General features: G+C 61.1%; 16 protein-coding genes. 6 read left to right on the top strand and 10 right to left on the bottom strand.

Annotation, left to right across the window (positions count from 1 at the left end; translation table 11 throughout):
- Positions 1-28: 28 nt before the first annotated feature.
- A complete protein-coding gene (locus OIU37_RS20945) occupies positions 29-409 on the top strand; it encodes a helix-turn-helix domain-containing protein (protein WP_264258888.1) in 381 nt (126 codons plus the stop codon).
- 203 nt (positions 410-612) lie between these two features.
- On the opposite strand, the gene OIU37_RS20950 is transcribed toward OIU37_RS20945, so the two are convergent.
- Positions 613-1,581: a zinc-dependent alcohol dehydrogenase family protein gene (locus OIU37_RS20950; RefSeq protein ID WP_264258583.1), complete on the bottom strand. Its 969-nt coding sequence runs from the start codon at positions 1,579-1,581 to the stop codon at positions 613-615.
- A 50-nt stretch (positions 1,582-1,631) separates the two neighbouring features.
- On the opposite strand from OIU37_RS20950, the gene OIU37_RS20955 reads away from it, so the two are divergent.
- The 5 genes from OIU37_RS20955 (at position 1,632) to OIU37_RS20975 (ending at position 6,349) form a co-directional block, all read left to right on the top strand.
- On the top strand, positions 1,632-2,048 hold the full coding sequence (locus OIU37_RS20955) for a thioesterase family protein (protein ID WP_171603320.1): 417 nt from the start codon (positions 1,632-1,634) through the stop codon (positions 2,046-2,048).
- A gap of 29 nt (positions 2,049-2,077) precedes the next feature.
- Entirely contained in the window at positions 2,078-3,607 is a 1,530-nt protein-coding gene (locus OIU37_RS20960; RefSeq protein ID WP_264258584.1) for a class I adenylate-forming enzyme family protein, read from the top strand.
- On the top strand, positions 3,585-4,787 hold the full coding sequence (locus OIU37_RS20965) for a thiolase family protein (protein ID WP_264258585.1): 1,203 nt from the start codon (positions 3,585-3,587) through the stop codon (positions 4,785-4,787). The genes OIU37_RS20960 and OIU37_RS20965 overlap by 23 nt, the downstream gene beginning before the upstream one ends.
- A gap of 334 nt (positions 4,788-5,121) precedes the next feature.
- On the top strand, positions 5,122-5,886 hold the full coding sequence (locus OIU37_RS20970; RefSeq protein WP_264258586.1) for an SDR family oxidoreductase: 765 nt from the start codon (positions 5,122-5,124) through the stop codon (positions 5,884-5,886).
- A gap of 49 nt (positions 5,887-5,935) precedes the next feature.
- Positions 5,936-6,349, top strand: coding sequence for a cupin domain-containing protein (locus OIU37_RS20975; RefSeq protein WP_138330791.1), 414 nt, complete (start codon positions 5,936-5,938; stop codon positions 6,347-6,349).
- A gap of 50 nt (positions 6,350-6,399) precedes the next feature.
- Here OIU37_RS20975 and OIU37_RS20980 read toward each other — a convergent pair whose 3' ends face one another.
- From OIU37_RS20980 to OIU37_RS21020, 9 genes are all read right to left on the bottom strand, one after another.
- Complete coding sequence (locus tag OIU37_RS20980) at positions 6,400-7,683, bottom strand: cystathionine gamma-synthase family protein (RefSeq protein WP_264258587.1); 1,284 nt, start codon at positions 7,681-7,683, stop codon at positions 6,400-6,402.
- Positions 7,684-7,756: 73 nt separating this feature from the next.
- Complete coding sequence (locus tag OIU37_RS20985; RefSeq protein ID WP_264258588.1) at positions 7,757-8,836, bottom strand: YihY/virulence factor BrkB family protein; 1,080 nt, start codon at positions 8,834-8,836, stop codon at positions 7,757-7,759.
- 1,881 nt (positions 8,837-10,717) lie between these two features.
- Positions 10,718-10,891: a hypothetical protein gene (locus OIU37_RS20990; RefSeq protein ID WP_171603326.1), complete on the bottom strand. Its 174-nt coding sequence runs from the start codon at positions 10,889-10,891 to the stop codon at positions 10,718-10,720.
- 1,114 nt (positions 10,892-12,005) lie between these two features.
- Positions 12,006-12,917 carry a protein-L-isoaspartate O-methyltransferase gene (locus OIU37_RS20995; RefSeq protein ID WP_171603327.1) on the bottom strand — a complete coding sequence of 304 codons (912 nt, stop codon included), beginning with the start codon at positions 12,915-12,917 and terminating at the stop codon, positions 12,006-12,008.
- Between the two features lie 314 nt (positions 12,918-13,231).
- Positions 13,232-13,741: a GNAT family N-acetyltransferase gene (locus OIU37_RS21000; RefSeq protein ID WP_264258589.1), complete on the bottom strand. Its 510-nt coding sequence runs from the start codon at positions 13,739-13,741 to the stop codon at positions 13,232-13,234.
- A 149-nt stretch (positions 13,742-13,890) separates the two neighbouring features.
- Positions 13,891-14,961, bottom strand: a complete 1,071-nt coding sequence (locus tag OIU37_RS21005; RefSeq protein ID WP_182207948.1) for an ABC transporter ATP-binding protein — start codon at positions 14,959-14,961, stop codon at positions 13,891-13,893.
- Positions 14,962-14,981: 20 nt separating this feature from the next.
- Entirely contained in the window at positions 14,982-16,502 is a 1,521-nt protein-coding gene (locus OIU37_RS21010) for a DUF5060 domain-containing protein (protein ID WP_182207950.1), read from the bottom strand.
- A 34-nt stretch (positions 16,503-16,536) separates the two neighbouring features.
- Positions 16,537-17,421 carry a carbohydrate ABC transporter permease gene (locus OIU37_RS21015; protein ID WP_171603331.1) on the bottom strand — a complete coding sequence of 295 codons (885 nt, stop codon included), beginning with the start codon at positions 17,419-17,421 and terminating at the stop codon, positions 16,537-16,539.
- Positions 17,418-18,317, bottom strand: coding sequence for a carbohydrate ABC transporter permease (locus tag OIU37_RS21020; RefSeq protein ID WP_171603332.1), 900 nt, complete (start codon positions 18,315-18,317; stop codon positions 17,418-17,420). The genes OIU37_RS21015 and OIU37_RS21020 overlap by 4 nt, the downstream gene beginning before the upstream one ends.
- Between the last annotated feature and the right edge of the window lie 39 nt (positions 18,318-18,356).

Raw genomic sequence — 18,356 nt, forward strand, 5'->3', positions numbered from 1 at the left:
CAGGTTTTGGTGGCAAGGTCAGCGGGCGATGACCCAAAAGGAGGAAGCCATAACCGAGGAAGCAGGTAAGCACGGGGCGGGATGCCCGGTCAGAGGCGTGCTCGATCGCATCGGCGATCAATGGAGCCTGCTCACCCTCGAGGCGTTGGAAGACGAGAAGAAGCGCTTCAACCAGTTGCTGCGTGAGATCGGTGACATCTCGAAACAGATGCTCTCCAAGACGCTGCGGCATCTGGAGCAGGACGGCTTCATCAGGCGCACCGTCTATCCCGAGGTTCCGCCGCGCGTGGAATATGAACTGACGGAGCTGGGGCAATCCTTCCTCATCCCGATGAAAGCCCTGGTCGGATGGGCCGAGCAAAACCATGCGGCCATCAACAGCGCGCGTCGGCGATACGAAACCACTTAGCGCGGAGTTTGAGAGAGCAAGGAGCAGCGCCGGAGCACGTCCTTCGAGGCTCCGGCCTTTGGCCTGCGCACCTCACGATGAGGGGTCCTGGGAGGATACCGCGCCCAAATGAGAGGCGCTGGAGAGGCCGCGCGCCACTCAAGAGAGCGTCATCCTTGTACGTCCCGCAAGGGGCCTCGAAGGAGGAGGCGGATGCTGCACCATCAGGCGATCAGCACCTTGCCGCCCGTCCGGAACGGAAGGGCGGCTTGCAGCGCCTGGCCGATCCTTTCCAGAGGAAACACCTCCCGCACCTCGGTCGCGATGACCTTCGAAGCGATCTGCGCAGCGATCTCCGAATAGGCGCGCTGGACCTCGCTCATCGCTTCGGCATGGACCCATTCCCGGAGATGACAATAGGAAAAGGCGATATCGGGATGGGAGGCCCAGAAGGAGGCCGGAATGCTCTGGCCCGAAAGCAGTCCGTAATGCACGAAATGCCCGCCGGGTTTCAGCGCGTCGGCGAGGACGGAGGCGCACGCGCCGCCGACGCAATCGAGCACTGCGTCGAGCCCGTGTCGGCCGGCAAGCCCTGCGGCCAGATCACCGTCCGCCCTATCGATAATAACCGCCTCGATCCGGCCGCGCACGCGCTCAAGCGATTGCTCGCTGCGGATGATCGCCACCGGCTCCACCCCTCCGGCATTGGCGAGACCGATCAATATCGCTCCGATCGAAGAGGCGGCGGCATTGATGGCGATGCGCATGCCCGGCCTCAGCCCGATCTTGGCATGCAGCATCAACCAGGCCGTCATCGGATTGACGTAGCTCGTCGCAGCCTCGAAGTCGGTGAGCTCGTCCGGAACACGAAGGCACCAGCCGGGATCGGTATCTTTGAATTCCTGCCACCCGCCGGCGCTGCGCACCGGCAGCACGCGTGTCCCGGGGGAAAGTCCATTAACCTCTTCACCGCACTGTTCGACCACTCCGAATGCTTCGAAGCCGGGAATGAAGGGTAATGTCGTGCGTCCGCTATAGGCTCCTGATATGGTTATGATGTCGGAGGGATTGATCGACCGCGCCAGCAGGCGCACCCGGACCTGGTCGTGCTGCAGCGGCGCCAGCGCGGCCTGCTCGAGCTCAACGACGTCCTGGGCCGGGCCGAATTTTCGCACTACCGCCTGATATTGCATTGCATCCCCCACACACTGCGGTTAGATCACCCCGTCGAATTGGTGATCGAATGAGCGTTGACGACAGGCCTTTAGCATCGTTCCGGGTCTCGATGCGAGACATCGACATCTATGGTCACGTCCACAATTCCCGTTATCTCGACTATTGCGAGGATGCGGTCGTCGAGTTCCTGCGGCAACGGCAAATTCTCAGCCATTTCCGTCACACCTCCTCCGGCGTTGCCTATCACGTGAAGAAGGCGGAGATCACCTTTCACAGCCCGATCGACCTTGACGATGTTGTCGAGGCAAAGGTGGACGTGGAGAAAATCGGGCGCACGAGTCTGTCCTTTGCCATAGAACTCTTTCGCCAGCGCGATGGCGCCCATTGCGCATCGGCACATTTCGTCTGGGTCTGCGTCGGCCTCTCCGACAGCCGCCCGACGCCCATCCCCGAAGTGACCAGGGCCGCTCTGTCTCCCGGCTGACGGCCGATCATTCAAACCAGCGGGTGTCCATGCCGATCCATGCGCAGCTTCTTCGACATGCAACGGAGGCACCGGACAAACCGGCGCTGGTGATCGACGGGCGCTCGCTCAGCTATGGCGAGCTCTATGTGCGCGCCAAGGCAATTTATCGGTTTCTTCAGGAGCTCCCCCACTCGAACCGCCGCACGCTCGATCTGCCCGGTGTGGAGAAGCTTGTCGCTCTCAGCCTTGGCAATCATATCGGCTTTGCCGAGTATTTTGCGGCGGCGACCGCTTTCCCGAATGCCTGCGCGGTCATCGACCCGATGATGCCGCCGGAAAGGATCAAACGCATCATCGAGCGCCTGGCGCCTGACGTTCTGATCGTCGACGACGATGCCGGGCCGAGTGCCGAAATTGCCCGAAGACTCGGCATTCCTGTGGTCGCTGCCGGAGCGGAGGCTTTCGACCTCGCCGCGGTGGAAAAGGAAGCCGAGCTGCCGCTCGATGCCGACAAGATCTTTCTGATCGGCTTCACCTCAGGGACCACCGCCGAGCCGAAGGCCTATTATCGCTCGCGGGAGCAATGGCGCCGGAGCCTCGATCGCGGACGCGTCGTTTTCGAGCTCGAAGACGCGCCCTCGACAATGTGCCCCGGAGCCCTCGCGCATGGCCTGGCGCTCTATGCATTGGTCGAAGCTTTGGATGCCGGCGGGACCTTTCATTCGGTCCGGAAATGGGATCCGGGCGTGGTCGCACGCTCGCTCTCCTCCTGGCAAGTCGAACGGCTGGTTGCCGTACCCACCCATATAGCCGGCATTGCAAGGGCCTGGGCAGGCGAACCCGCTCTGACCTCCCTGCGCGACGTTCTCACCGCCGGCGCAAAGCTTGACAGGAACGGTGTCGAATCCATGCGCTGCCTGTTTCCGAATGCCCGTATCCGCGAATATTACGGTGCATCCGAGCTTGGTTTCATGACGGTCTCGACCCTTGTCGGCGGCGAGATCGATTTTCCGATCGACCGGGTCGGACAAGCCTATCCCGGCGTGGAAATTTCCATCCGCGACCCCGACGAAAACGACGTCGGTACCGATGTGGCGGGAACTATATTCGTCGACAGCGACCTGATCGCGGACGGATATCTCTGGGGCGACGATGGTCGGGCCTTCAGGGTCACTGAAGCGGGAGCGACGGTCGGGGATCTCGGCGAACTCGATGCCAATGGCATGCTGCGGGTGATCGGCAGGGCGGGCGGCATGATGATATCAGGCGGCAACAACGTTTATCCTGCCGAAGTCGAAAGCGCGCTCAAAGCCTGCCCCGGCGTTGAGGATGCCGTTGTCTTCGGGCTGCCGGACGCCTACTTCGGTCAGCGGATCGTCGCCGTCGTCTCGGGAGAGACGATGGACCTAAAAATTCTGGCCGATCATTGCGCGAGCTCGCTCGCCAGGTACAAGATCCCCAAACAATTCTACCATATAAGATCCTGGCCGATGACGAGCAGCGGGAAGATCTCGAGGGGGCAAGTGGAGACATCAGTGGTTTCTGGAGACGATCTTGTCCTACGCCTATCAGCCTGACGAGGATTGGCAGCCGGTCGTGGTTGCCGCGTACCGGTCGCCGATCGGCCGGGCGTTCGGATCGCTGTCGACTGCTGCGGCAGAAGACCTGCTTGCACCGATCATCCATCGGATCGTGTCCGAGACGGGAATTGCGCCCGAAAGCATCGACGACGTGCTGGTCGGCAATGCCGCCGGCGGCGGCGGAAATATCGCGCGGCTGGCGGCGCTGACCGCAGGTCTGCCGATGGCGGTTCCGGGTGTTTCGATCGATCGGCAATGCGGCTCAGGCCTGGAAGCGATCATCATGGCAGCCCGGCTGATCCAGGCGAAAGCCGGCTCGTGCTTCCTGGCCGGCGGCGTCGAAAGCGTCAGCACCGCACCATGGCGCGTCGAAAGACCAAAGGCGAATGGGATGCCACCGCGATTTTACGGGCGCGCCCGGTTTTCGCCTGACACGATCGGCGACCCGGAAATGGGGATTGCCGCCGAAAACGTCGCCCGTCAGTTCAGCATATCGCGGCAGAGACAGGATGAATTCTCCCTGCGCAGCCATAGGCTCGCCGTAGCGGCGGCGGAGGCAGGCATCTTTCGGTCCGAGATCGTCGACATTTCCACCGGCCACGGTCTGATCGAACGGGACGAGTGCCCGCGCCCGTCCACATCTCTTGAGGCGCTCGCAAACCTCCGGCCGGTCTTCCTGGCCGATGGGTCGGTGACAGCCGGTAATGCTTGCCCGCTGAACGACGGCGCCTGCCTGGTGCTGGTCATGAGCCGCGCAATGGCGAGAAGTATCGGTATCGAAAAGGGCCTTGCCTTCATCGACAGCGCCGCTGCCGGTGTGGATCCCAACCTGCTCGGCATCGGCCCGGTCGCCTCGACCAGAAAGCTGCTGCAGCGTCAACCCGGGCTCTCGCTCTCCGGCATCAATGCCATCGAATTCAACGAGGCCTTCGCGGCCCAGGTTCTGGCATCGCTGGACCAGCTCGCTATCCCTGCCGACGCGATCAACAGGGACGGCGGAGCAATTGCCTTGGGCCATCCGTTCGGGGCCTCCGGTGCAATCCTCGTGACCCGGCTGTATAGCCAGCTGATCCGCGACGTCAGCGGATGGGCGCCGGGCGCGACCGGCTTGGCGATGGTCGGCATCGGCGGAGGCATCGGGCTGACGGCGCTGTTCGAGGCTGTCAGGCTTTCCTGACGAGACGACGGTATTGCGAGGAGCGGAGACGGCGCGGCATATCCTTCCTCACTGTCTCCGTTCCTCGCGATGCCGGATGACGCGAATCGTCTCCGTTTCCGCAATACGGCTCGACCGCAGGGCGAGCGGCCCTACACCTTGGCATAGGGCGACAGCGACTGAGGGAGAATGGTTCAAAGCCGTGATCGAGCGCATTCTCATGTCCATCGGTTCTGGCTGACGAAGCCGCTTGGCTCCGTCACGGTTTCGGCACTCCGAGCAATTCCTGCTCGCCGTCATATCAGTAAGGCAAGTCAACAGAGGAAACTCCTCGTAGAGGACAAGGAGACTATCCATGAAAATCGTCGTTATCGGCGGCACCGGCCTCATCGGCTCGAAGACCGTGGAAAGATTGCGCAACAAGGGGCATGACGTATTGGCGGCTTCGCCGAATTCCGGCGTCGACACGATCACCGGCAAGGGCCTGGCGGAAGCGCTCGCTGGCGCTGAGGTGGTGCTCGATCTCGCAAACTCGCCCTCGTTCGAGGACAAGGCCGTCCTGGAATTCTTCCAGACGTCGGGCCGCAATCTGCTCAAGGCAGGGGCCGTCGCCGGCGTCAAGCATCACATTGCGCTGTCGATCGTCGGCATGGAGCGGCTGCAGGGCAGCGGTTACATGCGCGCCAAAATGGCCCAGGAAGAGCTGATCAAGACCTCCGGCATTCCCTATACCATCGTGCATTCCACCCAGTTTCATGAATTCATGGCCGGCATCGCTCAGTCGAACACGGTGGGCCAGACGGCGCATCTGTCGCCGGCCTATCTGCAGCCGATCGCCTCGGACGACGTCGCCGACGTCATGGCCGAGGTGGCGCTCGCCTTGCCTGTCAACGGCACGATCGAGATCGGCGGGCCGGAGAAAATCCGCCTCACAGACATCGTGACGCGTCTCTTCAAGGCGACGAACGATCCGCGCCAGGTGGTCGCCGATCCGCACGCCCGCTATTTCGGCGTCGAACTCGAGGACAATTCGCTCGTGACCGGCCCCAAGGCGCGGCTCGGCCAGATCCGTTTCGATGATTGGCTCAGCCGTCAGCCGCCGCAGAAAAAGAGCGCCTGACAGCGAAGCTGCGCCTGTCGACCCATTCTATCAACTGAGGAGACCAGACATGCTCAGGAAAATGATCTCGGCAGCGGCCTTCGCCCTTGTCCTTGCCGCCGGTACTCAGGCTCACGCCGGAGGTGGGAAAGCGAAGGTAAGCGTCGTTTTCGACCAGAAGCTTCCCAATGTTCCCGGCAAGAGCATGAAGGCTGTGATGGTGGAATATGAGCCCGGCGGCCTGTCGCCCGGCCATACCCATCCGGATTCGGCCTTCATCTACGCCACCGTTCTCGAAGGGGCGATCCGCAGCGCGGTGAACGACGGCCCGGTGAAAACGTATAAGGCCGGAGAAAGCTTCGCCGAATTTCCCGGCGATCACCACAGCGTCAGCGCAAACGCCAGCGACACCAAGCCGGCGCGCCTGCTTGCAGTCTTTGTGCTGGACACCGACGAGACGGAACTGACGATCGACGACAAGTGACGCCAATCTCGATGCCCAGCGGCGCCGGGCATCGATTTCCCCGCCGTGTCTCAGGCGGCCTGCAGCGCCAGTTCCAGGTCGGCGATCAGGTCGTCCGGATGCTCGATGCCGATCGAAAGACGGATCGTCGATTCCAGAACGCCGATGCGCTGGCGGACATCGGCGGGCACGCCGGAATGCGTCATGGTGGCAGGATGGCTCGCAAGCGATTCCGTGCCGCCGAGGCTGACCGCGAGCTTGAAGATCTGTAGCGCGTTCAGGAATTTGAACGAGGCTGGCTGACCGCCGCGGATGTCGAAAGAGAAGGTGGAGCCGGCGCCGGTGCATTGCGCGATGAAGGTCCGGCCGGCCGGCGATTCCGGGTCGTGGTAGGGCAGATAGTGGACCTTCTCGACCTTCGGGTGATCGCGCAGATAGTCGGCGACGGCCCGCGCGTTGCTGTTTGCCCGTTCCATGCGCAGCTGCAGCGTTTCCAGCGAACGGCCGAGCATCCAGCAGGAATGTGGATCGAGCTGGGTGCCGATCGCGCCGCGCAGGGCCTTGATCTGCTTGATCACCGCCTTGCGACCGAGAACGGCGCCGGCGATCAGATCCGAATGACCACCGACATATTTGGTCAGCGAATAGAGCGAGATATCGGCGCCGTGCTCGATCGGCCGCTGGAAGACCGGTCCGAGCAGGGTGTTGTCGCAGACGATGATCGGCATATGGCCCTGTCTTGCTCCAATCATGTCGGCCACGCGTCGGATCATTGCGACATCGACCAGGCTGTTGGTCGGATTGGCAGGCGTCTCGATCAGGATGACAGAGACGCGGCCCTTGGCCATCGCCTCTTCTGCCGCCTTTTGCACCGATCCTTCGCTGACGCCGTCGGCAAATCCAATGGCGGCGACGCCGAAGTTCAGAAAAGTCTTTGCCAGCAATGTTTCGGTTCCCCCGTAGAGCGGCTGCGAATGCAGGATCGCGTCCCCCGGCCGGACGAAGGCGAACAGAGTGGTGGCGATCGCCGCCATGCCGGATGAAAACAGCACGCCGCTTTCCGTCCGTTCGTAGACGGCGAGCCTGTCCTCGACGATCTCGCTGTTCGGATGGTTGAAGCGCGAATAGACGAGGCCCGCCCCCTTCCCTTCGGGCGGCTCGCGGCGGCCAGACACATAATCGAAGAAGTCGCGGCCATCTTCGGCCGTGTTGAACACGAAGGTCGAGGTGAGGAACACCGGTGGCTTGACCGCCCCTTCCGAGAGTTCGGGATCGTAGCCGTAATTCAGCATCTGTGTTTCGGGATGCAGGGCATGATTGCCGATATGAGTTTTGGAAGGATGCGGGGCGGTCATCATCGTCTCCTGTGTCGGGACTGCAGAAATGGCAGAATACATCAAAACCATATGAGAGGAGCAATCATCGCAGTCAGTTCATAGTCTTGCCCAGAGTGTCCGCGACATAGGCCCCGCGCGATCCCATCGGCAACGGCGTTCCCGTCGTCGTGTCCTTCGCGGTCTGATGCTCCAGTTCGGCGTTCAGCTCCCCTCCGACGATGAGAATGACGACGGAAAGCCAGATCCAGATGAGGAAGCCGATCAGCGCGCCAAGCGTGCCGTATGTCGCGTTGTAATTGGCGAAGTGATCCAGATAGTAGGAGAAGCCGAGGGACATGGCGGTCCAGGCGACCGTGGTCAGAACCGCGCCCCATGTCATCCACCGGAGCTTGGCAGGCTCCCGGCTGGGGCCGAAGCGGTAGACCGATGTAACGGCCACTGCGACGACCAGTAGAAGCAGTGGCCATCGCATGAGAAGCGCCATGTGCTCCTTGAACTGGTCGAGCCAGAGATAGGAGAGAACAACCGGCATGACCCCGACGAGCGCCACCATGACGACCGTCAAAAGCATCGCGCACAAGGTGAAGCAGAGGCCGATCAGGTTCAACCGGACAAGCCCCCGCTTCTCCTCTTCTTCATAGGCGACGTTCATCGCGTCGAAGATCGCCAGAGTGCCGCTATGCGTGCTCCAGAGGGCGATGCCGAGGCCGACGAAGAAGGTGATGCCGAGCGTAGCGTCGCGCCGATCGACGAGTTCTTTGATCTGATCGGCAAGAAGATCGAACGCTCCTGACGGCATGAGGCCGGCCAATTCGCGAAGATGTTCGGATATGGTGGTCGGATCTGCAACCAGCCCGTAGAGTGATACCAAGGCCGCCATGGCTGGAAACAGCGCCAGCAGCAGATAGAAGGTCACGCCCGCGGCAATCAGCGTGACCCTGTCGGCGAGGATCTCGTGGAAGACGCGCCAGAACACGTCGCGAAGGCCACTGAAGGGAATAGCCTCGGGCGTGCCGGCGCTGCGGCCATGATCGTCACCTGTGCGGCCGGTAGCCGCAGACAGGGCGATCGACCTGCGCTCAGTCGCCTGCATCAACACAAGTGCACCAATCGCTGCGGCCATCATTGTCGCCGCAATGGAGAATCTCTTGAGGTGAAGCGCATCAGGCATGAGCTGGTCTCCGGTCTCGTGCGGAGATAACGCAGGGTGCCGCTAAAGGATGCAAGCCGTTGCTTTCCTGCGGACATTTGATGCAGGCCGCGATGGCCCACTTCTCTAATCGCGTCAGGAAGCAGGGATAGGAACGAGGAAGTGGCGCCGCCGTTGCGTTCATAAGTCATTGATATCGCTGCAGTAAAATCCTACTACGGAAGCAATTCCAGACTTTAGTTTCGTTACCGCTGTGGTGTGGGTCTTTTCAACAGGTCTACCGGGTGGGGCGGCTTGGCGGCCGCGAAGCGGTAGATTGGCGTGCGGCTCATATCGAAAGCGCGACTTGGACCTGAATTCCACCTGCCGCCATTCGATACCGGCGCCTGTCGGCGACCCGCACCAGCCGATGCGCTGTGCAGCAAGCCCGCCAAAACAATAGCGCCGGTGACAATGGCCTGCAATAGCCGTTTGCGTTATCAACGGGCAAATACCGGATTTGCCCCTGCGATCCGATTGCTTTCGCTCAGCGCGCCTCATGCAAAGCGTCGTCGATACCGAGCCACTGCCCTGCCCGCGGACGCGATCTCGGTGGCCTCAGTGGTTGTTTGATAGCGGGGCGGTAATCGGCGGAACGCGCCGCGATCGATCAAGTGGCCACGCGTAGCCAGCCGCGCGGCGAGGAGGCGGGCAAACAACGCGCGCCGCTCCGAACGTCGGCCAGTTCGTAGCCCGGTGTTATTTTGCCGTGGGCGGCCCTCCCCCGGCCGTCACCGCAAGCGCTGCCCGACATCCCGTTCACAAGGCGCTGGAACATCTTCCGACATATCGGCCGGGATGAACGCAGGGTCCTCCACACTGGCTGACAGCGAGGGCTGCCCGTCATCAAATAGCGTGCATCGACGATGGGCGCGGCCCGTCTGACATGATGGCGCGGTCCTGGTGCTACGGCCGGCAATCTCAGGACAAAGCGGGCTCGACGCTGCCGTTCCCCATGCGCGGCTCGCTGCTGCAAGCAGATCGGCGGTAGTCGTCGCTGCGTCAGGTGCGCTGACGGCCCGTCGGTCGATGTCAGCGACCGCCCTTTCGTAACGGGTGGATGCGCCAAAAGAATTTGGTCGTGACCGCCGATCCTCCAAGATCAAAGGACGGCCCCTCCCCTTCCGCGAGGTTCTTCCGCTCGGTCGTATAAAGAACCGGCTGACAGCGAGGCAGCCGTACTGTCGGCCGACCACCACACAAACGCCGGCTTCATGGCGGATGTGCAGCCGACCCTGCGATCTCTCCCAGGCGAACGCAAACCCTGGCTGCAAGGCCGAACGTTGCCTGCTGATGCCGTTGTCCGCGGACAACCGGATGATCCACGTGGTAGCCGCCAGGTCGTTTGCGCATGAACCGGGTTCCGCAGCAATTGGGTTCGCGCAGCTATCGCTGCCGCAGCTACGGCTCTGCCTGACATCTTAGAAGAGCGGTTTCATACGCCCTGCCGAACAGGCGTGGCGTATTCGGCTTCAAGCGTTCCGACAGGTCCGCAATGCCGAAGCCTGCTCCTTGTCTGGCGAGGAGCGGAGCGCCGTCCAGTCGGAAAATTGCCGCGCTGTTGGCGCCGCAGTTACGCATCGAAAGAGAATGCGGCTAGGATACGGGCAGCCGCAACGCCATCGTCTTGCGGCTCTTGCGTCCCCTCAACGGGTCGGCAATCGAGGTTCCTGTCGCTCGACGAAAAGCTGCCTGACTAACGGCAACACGGCCCTCCGGCAGATCGGGTGGCCCTGTTGATTCCACCAACTGAGTTAATCGGAAGGGCCGGCGGCCAGCCCGGTCCTTCGAGGCCCTGCGGGCGCCCCGGCTAAGGGTAGAGAGGGCGGCACGTGGCGGCGGCGAACGCATCAGCCTGTCAGTTTACGATGCATCGATCGGTTGGCTGGTCCAAGCTGTGTCGATTGGTCGGTCTTCCAGAGGCTTGTAGGCCAAGGCCGAAGCCTCGAATGATGCAGCGGATGGCTGACCGCTGTTGTCGCCGTCGTTGGTGACTGGCGCCAGCATGGCGATCACCTTGTTCGATTTCTCGCCCAATTCGGCCGTCAGTCAGGTGGAGGCAATCGAGGCCGCGGTCGATCGGCTGAAGGGTTGGACAAGGCAGGTCCAAGGCGGGTCGCCGTCGATCATTGCGGAAATCGCCGTTCACGTCCAGCTCTTGGCGCGCCCGCAGTACGATCCCTGGTTCGCGCATCAATCATTTCGTGATGGGGTAGATCGGTTCGCTGAAGGTCGGAGAATTACCTCCGCCGGGATCGCTGCTCGGCAAGTTGTCCGCGGACAACCCTTCGCCCAGTGCCGATCGTGTGCGAGAGGAGATTGTATTTGCCTGGGCGTTCGTCTGCAACATCCGAGCAGCCACTAGGCTTGAATTCGCCGCATTGCAACATTACCTCGTGACAGACCGAAGCGCTTAACCCCTCCGAGCCGCTTCGGTCCGACGGACAGCACTCCTCCTCCCAGGCTGTCGGTCACTATCGAAGCCCGGCGCACCTCTCCCGCGCCGGGCTTTTGTCATTCCGGCAGTCGCCGTCGGACGGGCAACGAATCCTCATTTTCCATTCGTGTCGATCCGGTCCTGGCGAGCATGGGCCAAGGCGCTGCCGATCAGCTATGGTGTGGCCGCGGCCGCTTGCTGATTTTTGCCATCGGTCTGAGCGGCTCCTTCCAGGAGGATGTGTCAAATGCCCTGGTCGGATCGCGTCAGCGTTGCGGAAGGAGCAGGTCTGCTGTCGGTGCACCGTAACCCGCGCATGCGGACCACAGATTTAACAAGCCGTCGGCGCTCAATCCCGCCTCGACCCCGCCAGCGTGGCCGTTGCTCGGATCCTTAGCGCCCTTGGTCCGATCATCAAAGATGAAGACCGGCAAATTTCAGCAGCAGGTTTCCCAGCGTTGGATAGGGCAGGGCGCCGGTGGCGAGCTTGCACAGGCTTCGAGATGGCCCAGTTCCGAACGGGCTTTTAGATGTGTTGCCGCCCATGTTTCCTGCGTCAGATGTTTGAGCGTGGTGCCGCATCGTCGGTCAGAAGTGCGTCAGCGGATCAGGTCGATCGAAAGGCAGGATGGCGTCGAGCTCTTTGGCGAGCTGCGCCACATCGCTTTCGTTCCTCGCTCAGATTAGGCAGCCGACTTTCGCGGCGTGGATGGTTCAGGCGTCATCATAACAGAGCGCCCATTGATCGCCGATATACCAGCAGCGCCCTATCCGCGGCGCCGTTTTCCAGAGCAGGCTTTTGACGAACTCGATGCCGCCGCGCCTGAATGCGGCTGTCAGCGCCTCGATCTCGTTGTCATCGATCGACAATCCACCATTGGCGCAGACGAAATAGGCTGTGCTGATCCAACGCGCCGCAAATCCACTCTCGCCGCGCTCAATCCGAAGTGCAGCACCATGGGATGCGTGACGACCGCCCTTCGGCGGTCGGTCCTGGCGCGGTACGCCGAGTGGCAGCACCAGGCGCCCTCCAGGCCGAAGCCTTTCGATCCAGGGTTCCGCGGGCCGCGCGACTGCAAAATTCACATAGATCGCATCCACCTCTTGCTGCGGCCATTGACTGCCGTCGGCGTTGATGACGCTGACATTGGCCCGATCGGCAAGCGCTGTTTGAGCGTGGGCAGCCAGATCGGGATCCATCTCGACGGCATAGACATGACCGGAGGCGCCGACAAGCTCCGAAAGAATGGCGCTGTAATAGCCGGTGCCGGCACCCATATGGGTTATGCGATCGCCGATTTGTATGTCCAGCTCCGCCAGGAGTCGGGCATGCAGCGAGGGACTGCCGTTGTTGACACCTTTTTCGGACTGCAGCGCGAATAGCACGTCCTGATAGGCCAGGACCAAATCGGAGGAGGGGAGGGGACGATACCCGCCGCCCAGATTGGCGATCTGCCATGGCGGAGCACCGAGAAATTTTTCGCGCGGGACGGTGGCAAAGGCAGCTTCGATCCGCGGGTTCGTCGTTGCTGCGGTTGCCGCCACCTGATGGGCGTAAGCGCGGCGGATCACCGCCAGTTCGTCGGCCGTGAACATCGCAGTCGGCATGGGCAAATCTCCCGGCATGGCTTTGATCCGTTTCTTTTTTACGTCCTTGCGGCTCCAAATCGGTCTCTGCCCCGAACGGCTAGGCATGAGGGGATGAACTTGTGACGGAAGCTAAAGGTAAGTTCTCTTCCGTTATGGAAAACTACGTTGTTACTTCATAAGGTTAATATTCCGCAGGCCGGCAAAATTCAACTTCGTTGCCGCACATCAGAGTGTAGCTGCAAAGAGGCCGCATCGGCTTGTCGGTCCTTTTCAAACAGGCGACGCTGGGCAAGGCTGAACCGGTCCGGTCCTTGGATGCCAAGCACTCCCGCAGCGCCATCGAACAGGTTTCAGGCGTCGGGCATCGTGTGGTGCCTGGCGTCCACTCTGAAACGCTTCTTGATCCTGTCGACGGGCGTTCCATCTTGAAGCGGAACCTGGACCAGCCGGTCATAGGTCTCGAAGCCCATCTTTGTGTAATAGCCAAGGCCGCTGACATTGTCGGCCCGAATGGTCGCATTGATGAATTCGAGCCCGAGCTCTTCCGCTGCGGCTCGGGTCGCGGGGAAGAGAGCGCTGCCGACGCCTGGGGTTCTTGGGTTCAAGCGGGCAAAGGTGGCGATGTCGGCAACGCCTTTCGGCGGGTCGCCGTATAAGCTGAGCGATTGGAAGCCGACGAGCGACTGATCATGCTCTGCAACATGGCAGGCAAGAGGAAACTCGCCGTCGATGAACCAGTCCGCGAACTCGGCAGCCAAAAGCGGCGTCTCGAGTGCGGTGGTTCCGCCGGCAATGATGATTTCGTTCAAAAGACTGCTCAGCTCCTCCGCGTCGGCGGAGACGGCTCTTCGAATGTGCATGTCTTGGCTACCTCGTCTTGAACGAACAGCCTATCGGCGAGATCAGAGATTACAAGTCACCAATTCGCTCCGAAGACGAGGAATCATCAAGAACTGCCGATGCCGTCAAATTCCCGTTCCGCGTTCGACAGACCTGCTGACGGCCCTATTCAGGCATTCAGGCGCTGCTGCGTCTGCCGGTCGAAGAAGTGAACCTTGGCCGTTTCGAAAGAAAGCTTCACCGGCTGTTCCGGCAGCAGTTCGACCCGTTCGCGAACGACCCATGTCAGCTCCCTGCCGTCGAGTTCCACGGCGACATGGGTTTCCGATCCCGTGGGTTCGACCACTTTGACCACGGCATCCACACCGTTTTCGCCACCGAAGGTGATGTCTTCGGGACGAATACCCAGTGTCAGCGGTCTGTTGGCGGAATTGGCTGGAGCCCGCGAAAGCGCTACGCGTGACCCACCCGGCAGCGACAAAGCCGGGTTGCCTGCGCCCTCAAGAGTTCCCTCAAGAAAGTTCATCGCGGGGGAGCCGAGGAAGCCGGCGACAAAGATATTGCGCGGTCGGTCATAGAGCTCGAGCGGACTGCCGATCTGTTCGACGCGGCCGCCGTGGAGCACGACGATCTTGTCGGCCATGGTCATGGCTTCGATCTGGTCGTGGGTGACGTAAACGATCGTGGTCTTCAGGCGCTGGTGCAGAGCCTTGATCTCCGCCCTCATCTTCACGCGCAGTTTCGCATCCAGATTGGAGAGCGGCTCGTCGAAGAGAAAGACTTTCGGATCGCGAACGATGGCCCGGCCCATGGCGACGCGCTGCCGCTGTCCGCCGGACAGCTGAGCCGGCTTTCGATCGAGAAGCGGCTGCAATCCGAGAATCGCTGCAGCCTCCCCGACCTTCTGTTCGATTTCCGGCCGCTTGACTCCGGCGAGCTCGAGCGCAAATCCCATGTTCTGGGAAACCGTCATCTGCGGGTACAAAGCATAGTTCTGGAAGACCATCGCGATATCGCGATCCTTCGGCTGCAGATTGTTCACGACCCGGCCGTCAATGCTGATTTGACCGGCGGTGATATCCTCGAGCCCGGCAATCATGCGCAGCAATGTCGACTTGCCGCAGCCGGAGGGGCCGACGAGAATAGTAAATTCACCGTCGGCGATCTCGACGTCGACACCATGAATGATATCGACAGTGCCGAAGGATTTCTTGACGTTTCTGATGCTCAAGCCAGACATTTCGTACCCCTTGTCATCTTTTAGCGCTTCCTGCGCACGCGCAACGCTTGGTACGGCTTGCGCGGAATTTTCACGCCGAAGGCAGCGTCCGGCTTGCCGCCGCGCACGACCGAGCCATGGCGCGTCGGATGCGGAACGGGAGCCGCCACCTTCTCCACCGGCGTGATCGTCATCTCCCATGTGTCGATGAGATCGACATCATAATCGTCACCGTCGACGGGCAGGCCCGTGGACCAGATCACCGGCTGATGCTCGCCGAAATAAATCAGGCGGAAATCGCCGTCACCGTCGCGCGCGCCCGACACGCGAGACCAGGGCCATTCGCCGATGATGCCCAGCGGCTCGAGGCCGTGCTTGACATCGGCTTCCAGAAGGTCGCGGAGGAAGGCGATGCGCTTCCACGCTTCGCCGCGCAGTTCCCCGCCTTTTGCCCACCAGATCAGATCCTCCGGATGGGAATAGGTTTCGCCATGGCCGGCATAGCCGCCGCGCGCCATCGTGATCCAGAAGCGATGCACGAGCTCCTGCGCATTGAGATTGCCCCATGACTGCAGGATGTCGCCCTCATATTCGGGCTCGTCGTTGACGACAGGCTTGCCGTAGGCATCGCGCCATTCCTGCGTCCGCTTGACGTCAGGGTTTTGAATGCAGGTGTGCGTCACCCAGGGCTTGCGATGATCGAAATTCGCCGTCACGTCGCCATTATGGATGGAGCGCAGGTGCTGGTAGGGGTCGTTCTCTTCGAGGATGTGGAAGTAGCGATCCCACTGCTCCATCGGCTTCGTATCGATGAGAAAATCATATTCATTGGCAAGCGACCACCAGACGTTCCGGTAGGCGGCGAGACGAGCGGCCAGATATTCGACATAGCGAAAATCCTGTTCGGCCGACATGTCGGCATAGCCCCACCGGTCATAAGGGTGGAAGATGATGATATCGGCTTCGATCCCCAGCTGGCAGAGCGCTGCGACCTGCTTCTCGAAGTGCTGGAACGAGGCGGGGTTCGGGCGGTTGAAGTCTTCCCTTCCGTCCGCCCCGCGTTCGAAGCAGGCGTGCAGCGGCTCGTTGACATTGTAGGGATAATCCTTCGGAAACACGCCCATCCGCATCTTGTTGAAGCGGGCCTTCTTGAGGGTTTCGAGGGTCTGCTTCTGCATGTCGAGCGGCTGGTGCGTCCAGGCGTAGCAGGTCGTTCCGAAGGACAGGAACGGGGTGCCGTCCGCATAGGCGAAGTGGAATTTGTTGCGCACGCGCACCGGGCCGTGATTGCCGGCCGAAGGCCCGGTCGCGGTCAATGCGCCGGCCTTGCCGTCGAGTGCAGCAGTCTTGGAACGGGTTAGAAAGGACCATTCGCCTTCGCTATCCGGCATGAAGCGGATACGGTAGGTTCCGTTGCCGTCATAGAAACCCGGCACGCGGACTTCGCGGCTCTTATGGGTGAACACGGCATCGAATGCCACGTCGAGATAGGGATTGCCGCCGGAGGGTCCATCAAAGGAGGCCTCGAACACGCCCCATTTTTCGACTGTTGCATCAGACATAGAATATTCTCCTCGTGAAATGCTTTTCGTGGCCCTAGCCTTTGACGGCACCGGAGGTCAGGCCAGAGACGAAGTAACGCTGGAAGATGAGATAGACGATCGTTGCCGGCAGGACGGTCATCACGATGGCCGCATTGAGCTGGCCGTAATTGCTCGAGAACTGCCCCTGAAACGACATCAGGCCGAGCGGTAGGGTCCACATGTGCTGATCCTGGAGCAGCACCAGCGCCATGGCGAATTCGTTCCAGGTGGAGACGAAGTCGAGGATGAGCAGTGCCGCGAGCACGGGCAGGCACACCGGCAGAAAGATCCGTCTGAAGATGATGAAGTGGTTTGCGCCGTCGATCAGCGCTGCTTCCGACAGCTCCTTGGGAATGCTCTTGAAGAAGCCGTGCAGGATAAAAACCTGATAGGGAACGCCGAAGGCGATGTAGGGCAGGATGACGCCGGGGTAGGTGTCGATCAGGCCGAACGAATTGACCAGGGTGAAGAGCGGCGCAAGCATCACCTGGAAGGGGATCATCGTCCCGAACACGACGAGCAGCAGCAGGGCCTTGGTGATCTTCAGCTTGATCTTGGCAAGGGCATAGGCGGCCATCGCCGAAAGGAACAGCCCGAGCGGCACCTTGATGACGGTTATGATGACGCTGTTGAAGAAGGAGTTTGCGAAGTTGCCGCGGCTCCATGCGGCGCTGTAGTTTTCGAAAGCAAGCTCGGTTGGCGGCACGAAGGCGCCCGTGCCCGTCACCGCCGCTGGCGTCTTCAAGGAGGTGAAGACGATGAAGACGAATGGCGCGACCCAGACGAGCGCCACGATAACAAGCGTGATCCAGAGGCCGATCAGAATCGGATCCCGCTTCATCGACGATGGTTCGACCTGCAGATGCACTGCGGTCTGGTCGGTCGGTACTGCTGTCACGATTCAACCTCCTCGTGCTTCTGGGTCCATTTGAGATAGGGAATGACGACAGCCATGGTGATCAGCAGCAGCACGACCGAAATCGCTGCACCTCGTCCGAAATCGAAGATCTGCATCGCTTGCGTGAATGCCCAGAGCGCCAGCATCTGGGTGGACTGGGCCGGCCCGCCGCCGGTCAGGCCATAGACGATGTCGAAGGCCTTCAGGGAGGAGATGACGGAAAGGACGAGAACGATCGTGATCGTCGGCCGCAAGGCCGGCAATGTCACATGCTTGAACACCGCCCAGCGGCCGGCGCCATCGATGCGCGCTGCCTCGACGAGCGTCTGAGAGACATTCTGCAGGCCCGCCAGGAACAGGACCATCGAGAAGCCGACCGTCTGCCAGAGATAGGCGACGAAAACGGAATAGAGGGCGATATCCCTGTTGCCCAGCCAGTCATTGATCCAGCCCTGCATGCCCCACGAGGTGAGCAGCTGGCTGAAAAGGCCGAAGAACGGGTCGTACATCCACTTCCACATTGTGGCCACAGCGATCGGCGCGATGATGACCGGCAGATAGAAGATGGCCCTGAGGCCGTTGCGGCCGAATATCTTCTGATTGAGACTGAGCGCCAGCAGCAGTCCGATCATCGGCGGAAAGATCAGGCTCATCAAGGTCCAGATGACGGTATTGCGGAAGGCAACCCAGAAGACAGGATCTCTCGTGAAAATCGCCGAGTAGTTTGCAAGCCCTACAAATTGCCGCTGCGGATCCAGCCCGTTCCATTTCTGGAAGCTCAGAATGACGACATTGAGCATCGGATAGAGGGCGAAGACGGCATAGATTGCCAGGGCTGGCACGAGCAGGATGAGCGCTTGTACGCGCGGATCATGTGTCGATTGTCGAAGTGACATGCTTTCCTCCTGGCAGTGAAGCGGCTGCCAGCTGATGAA

This window comes from Rhizobium sp. BT-226, from assembly GCF_025847085.2.
Classification (GTDB): domain Bacteria; phylum Pseudomonadota; class Alphaproteobacteria; order Rhizobiales; family Rhizobiaceae; genus Rhizobium; species Rhizobium sophorae.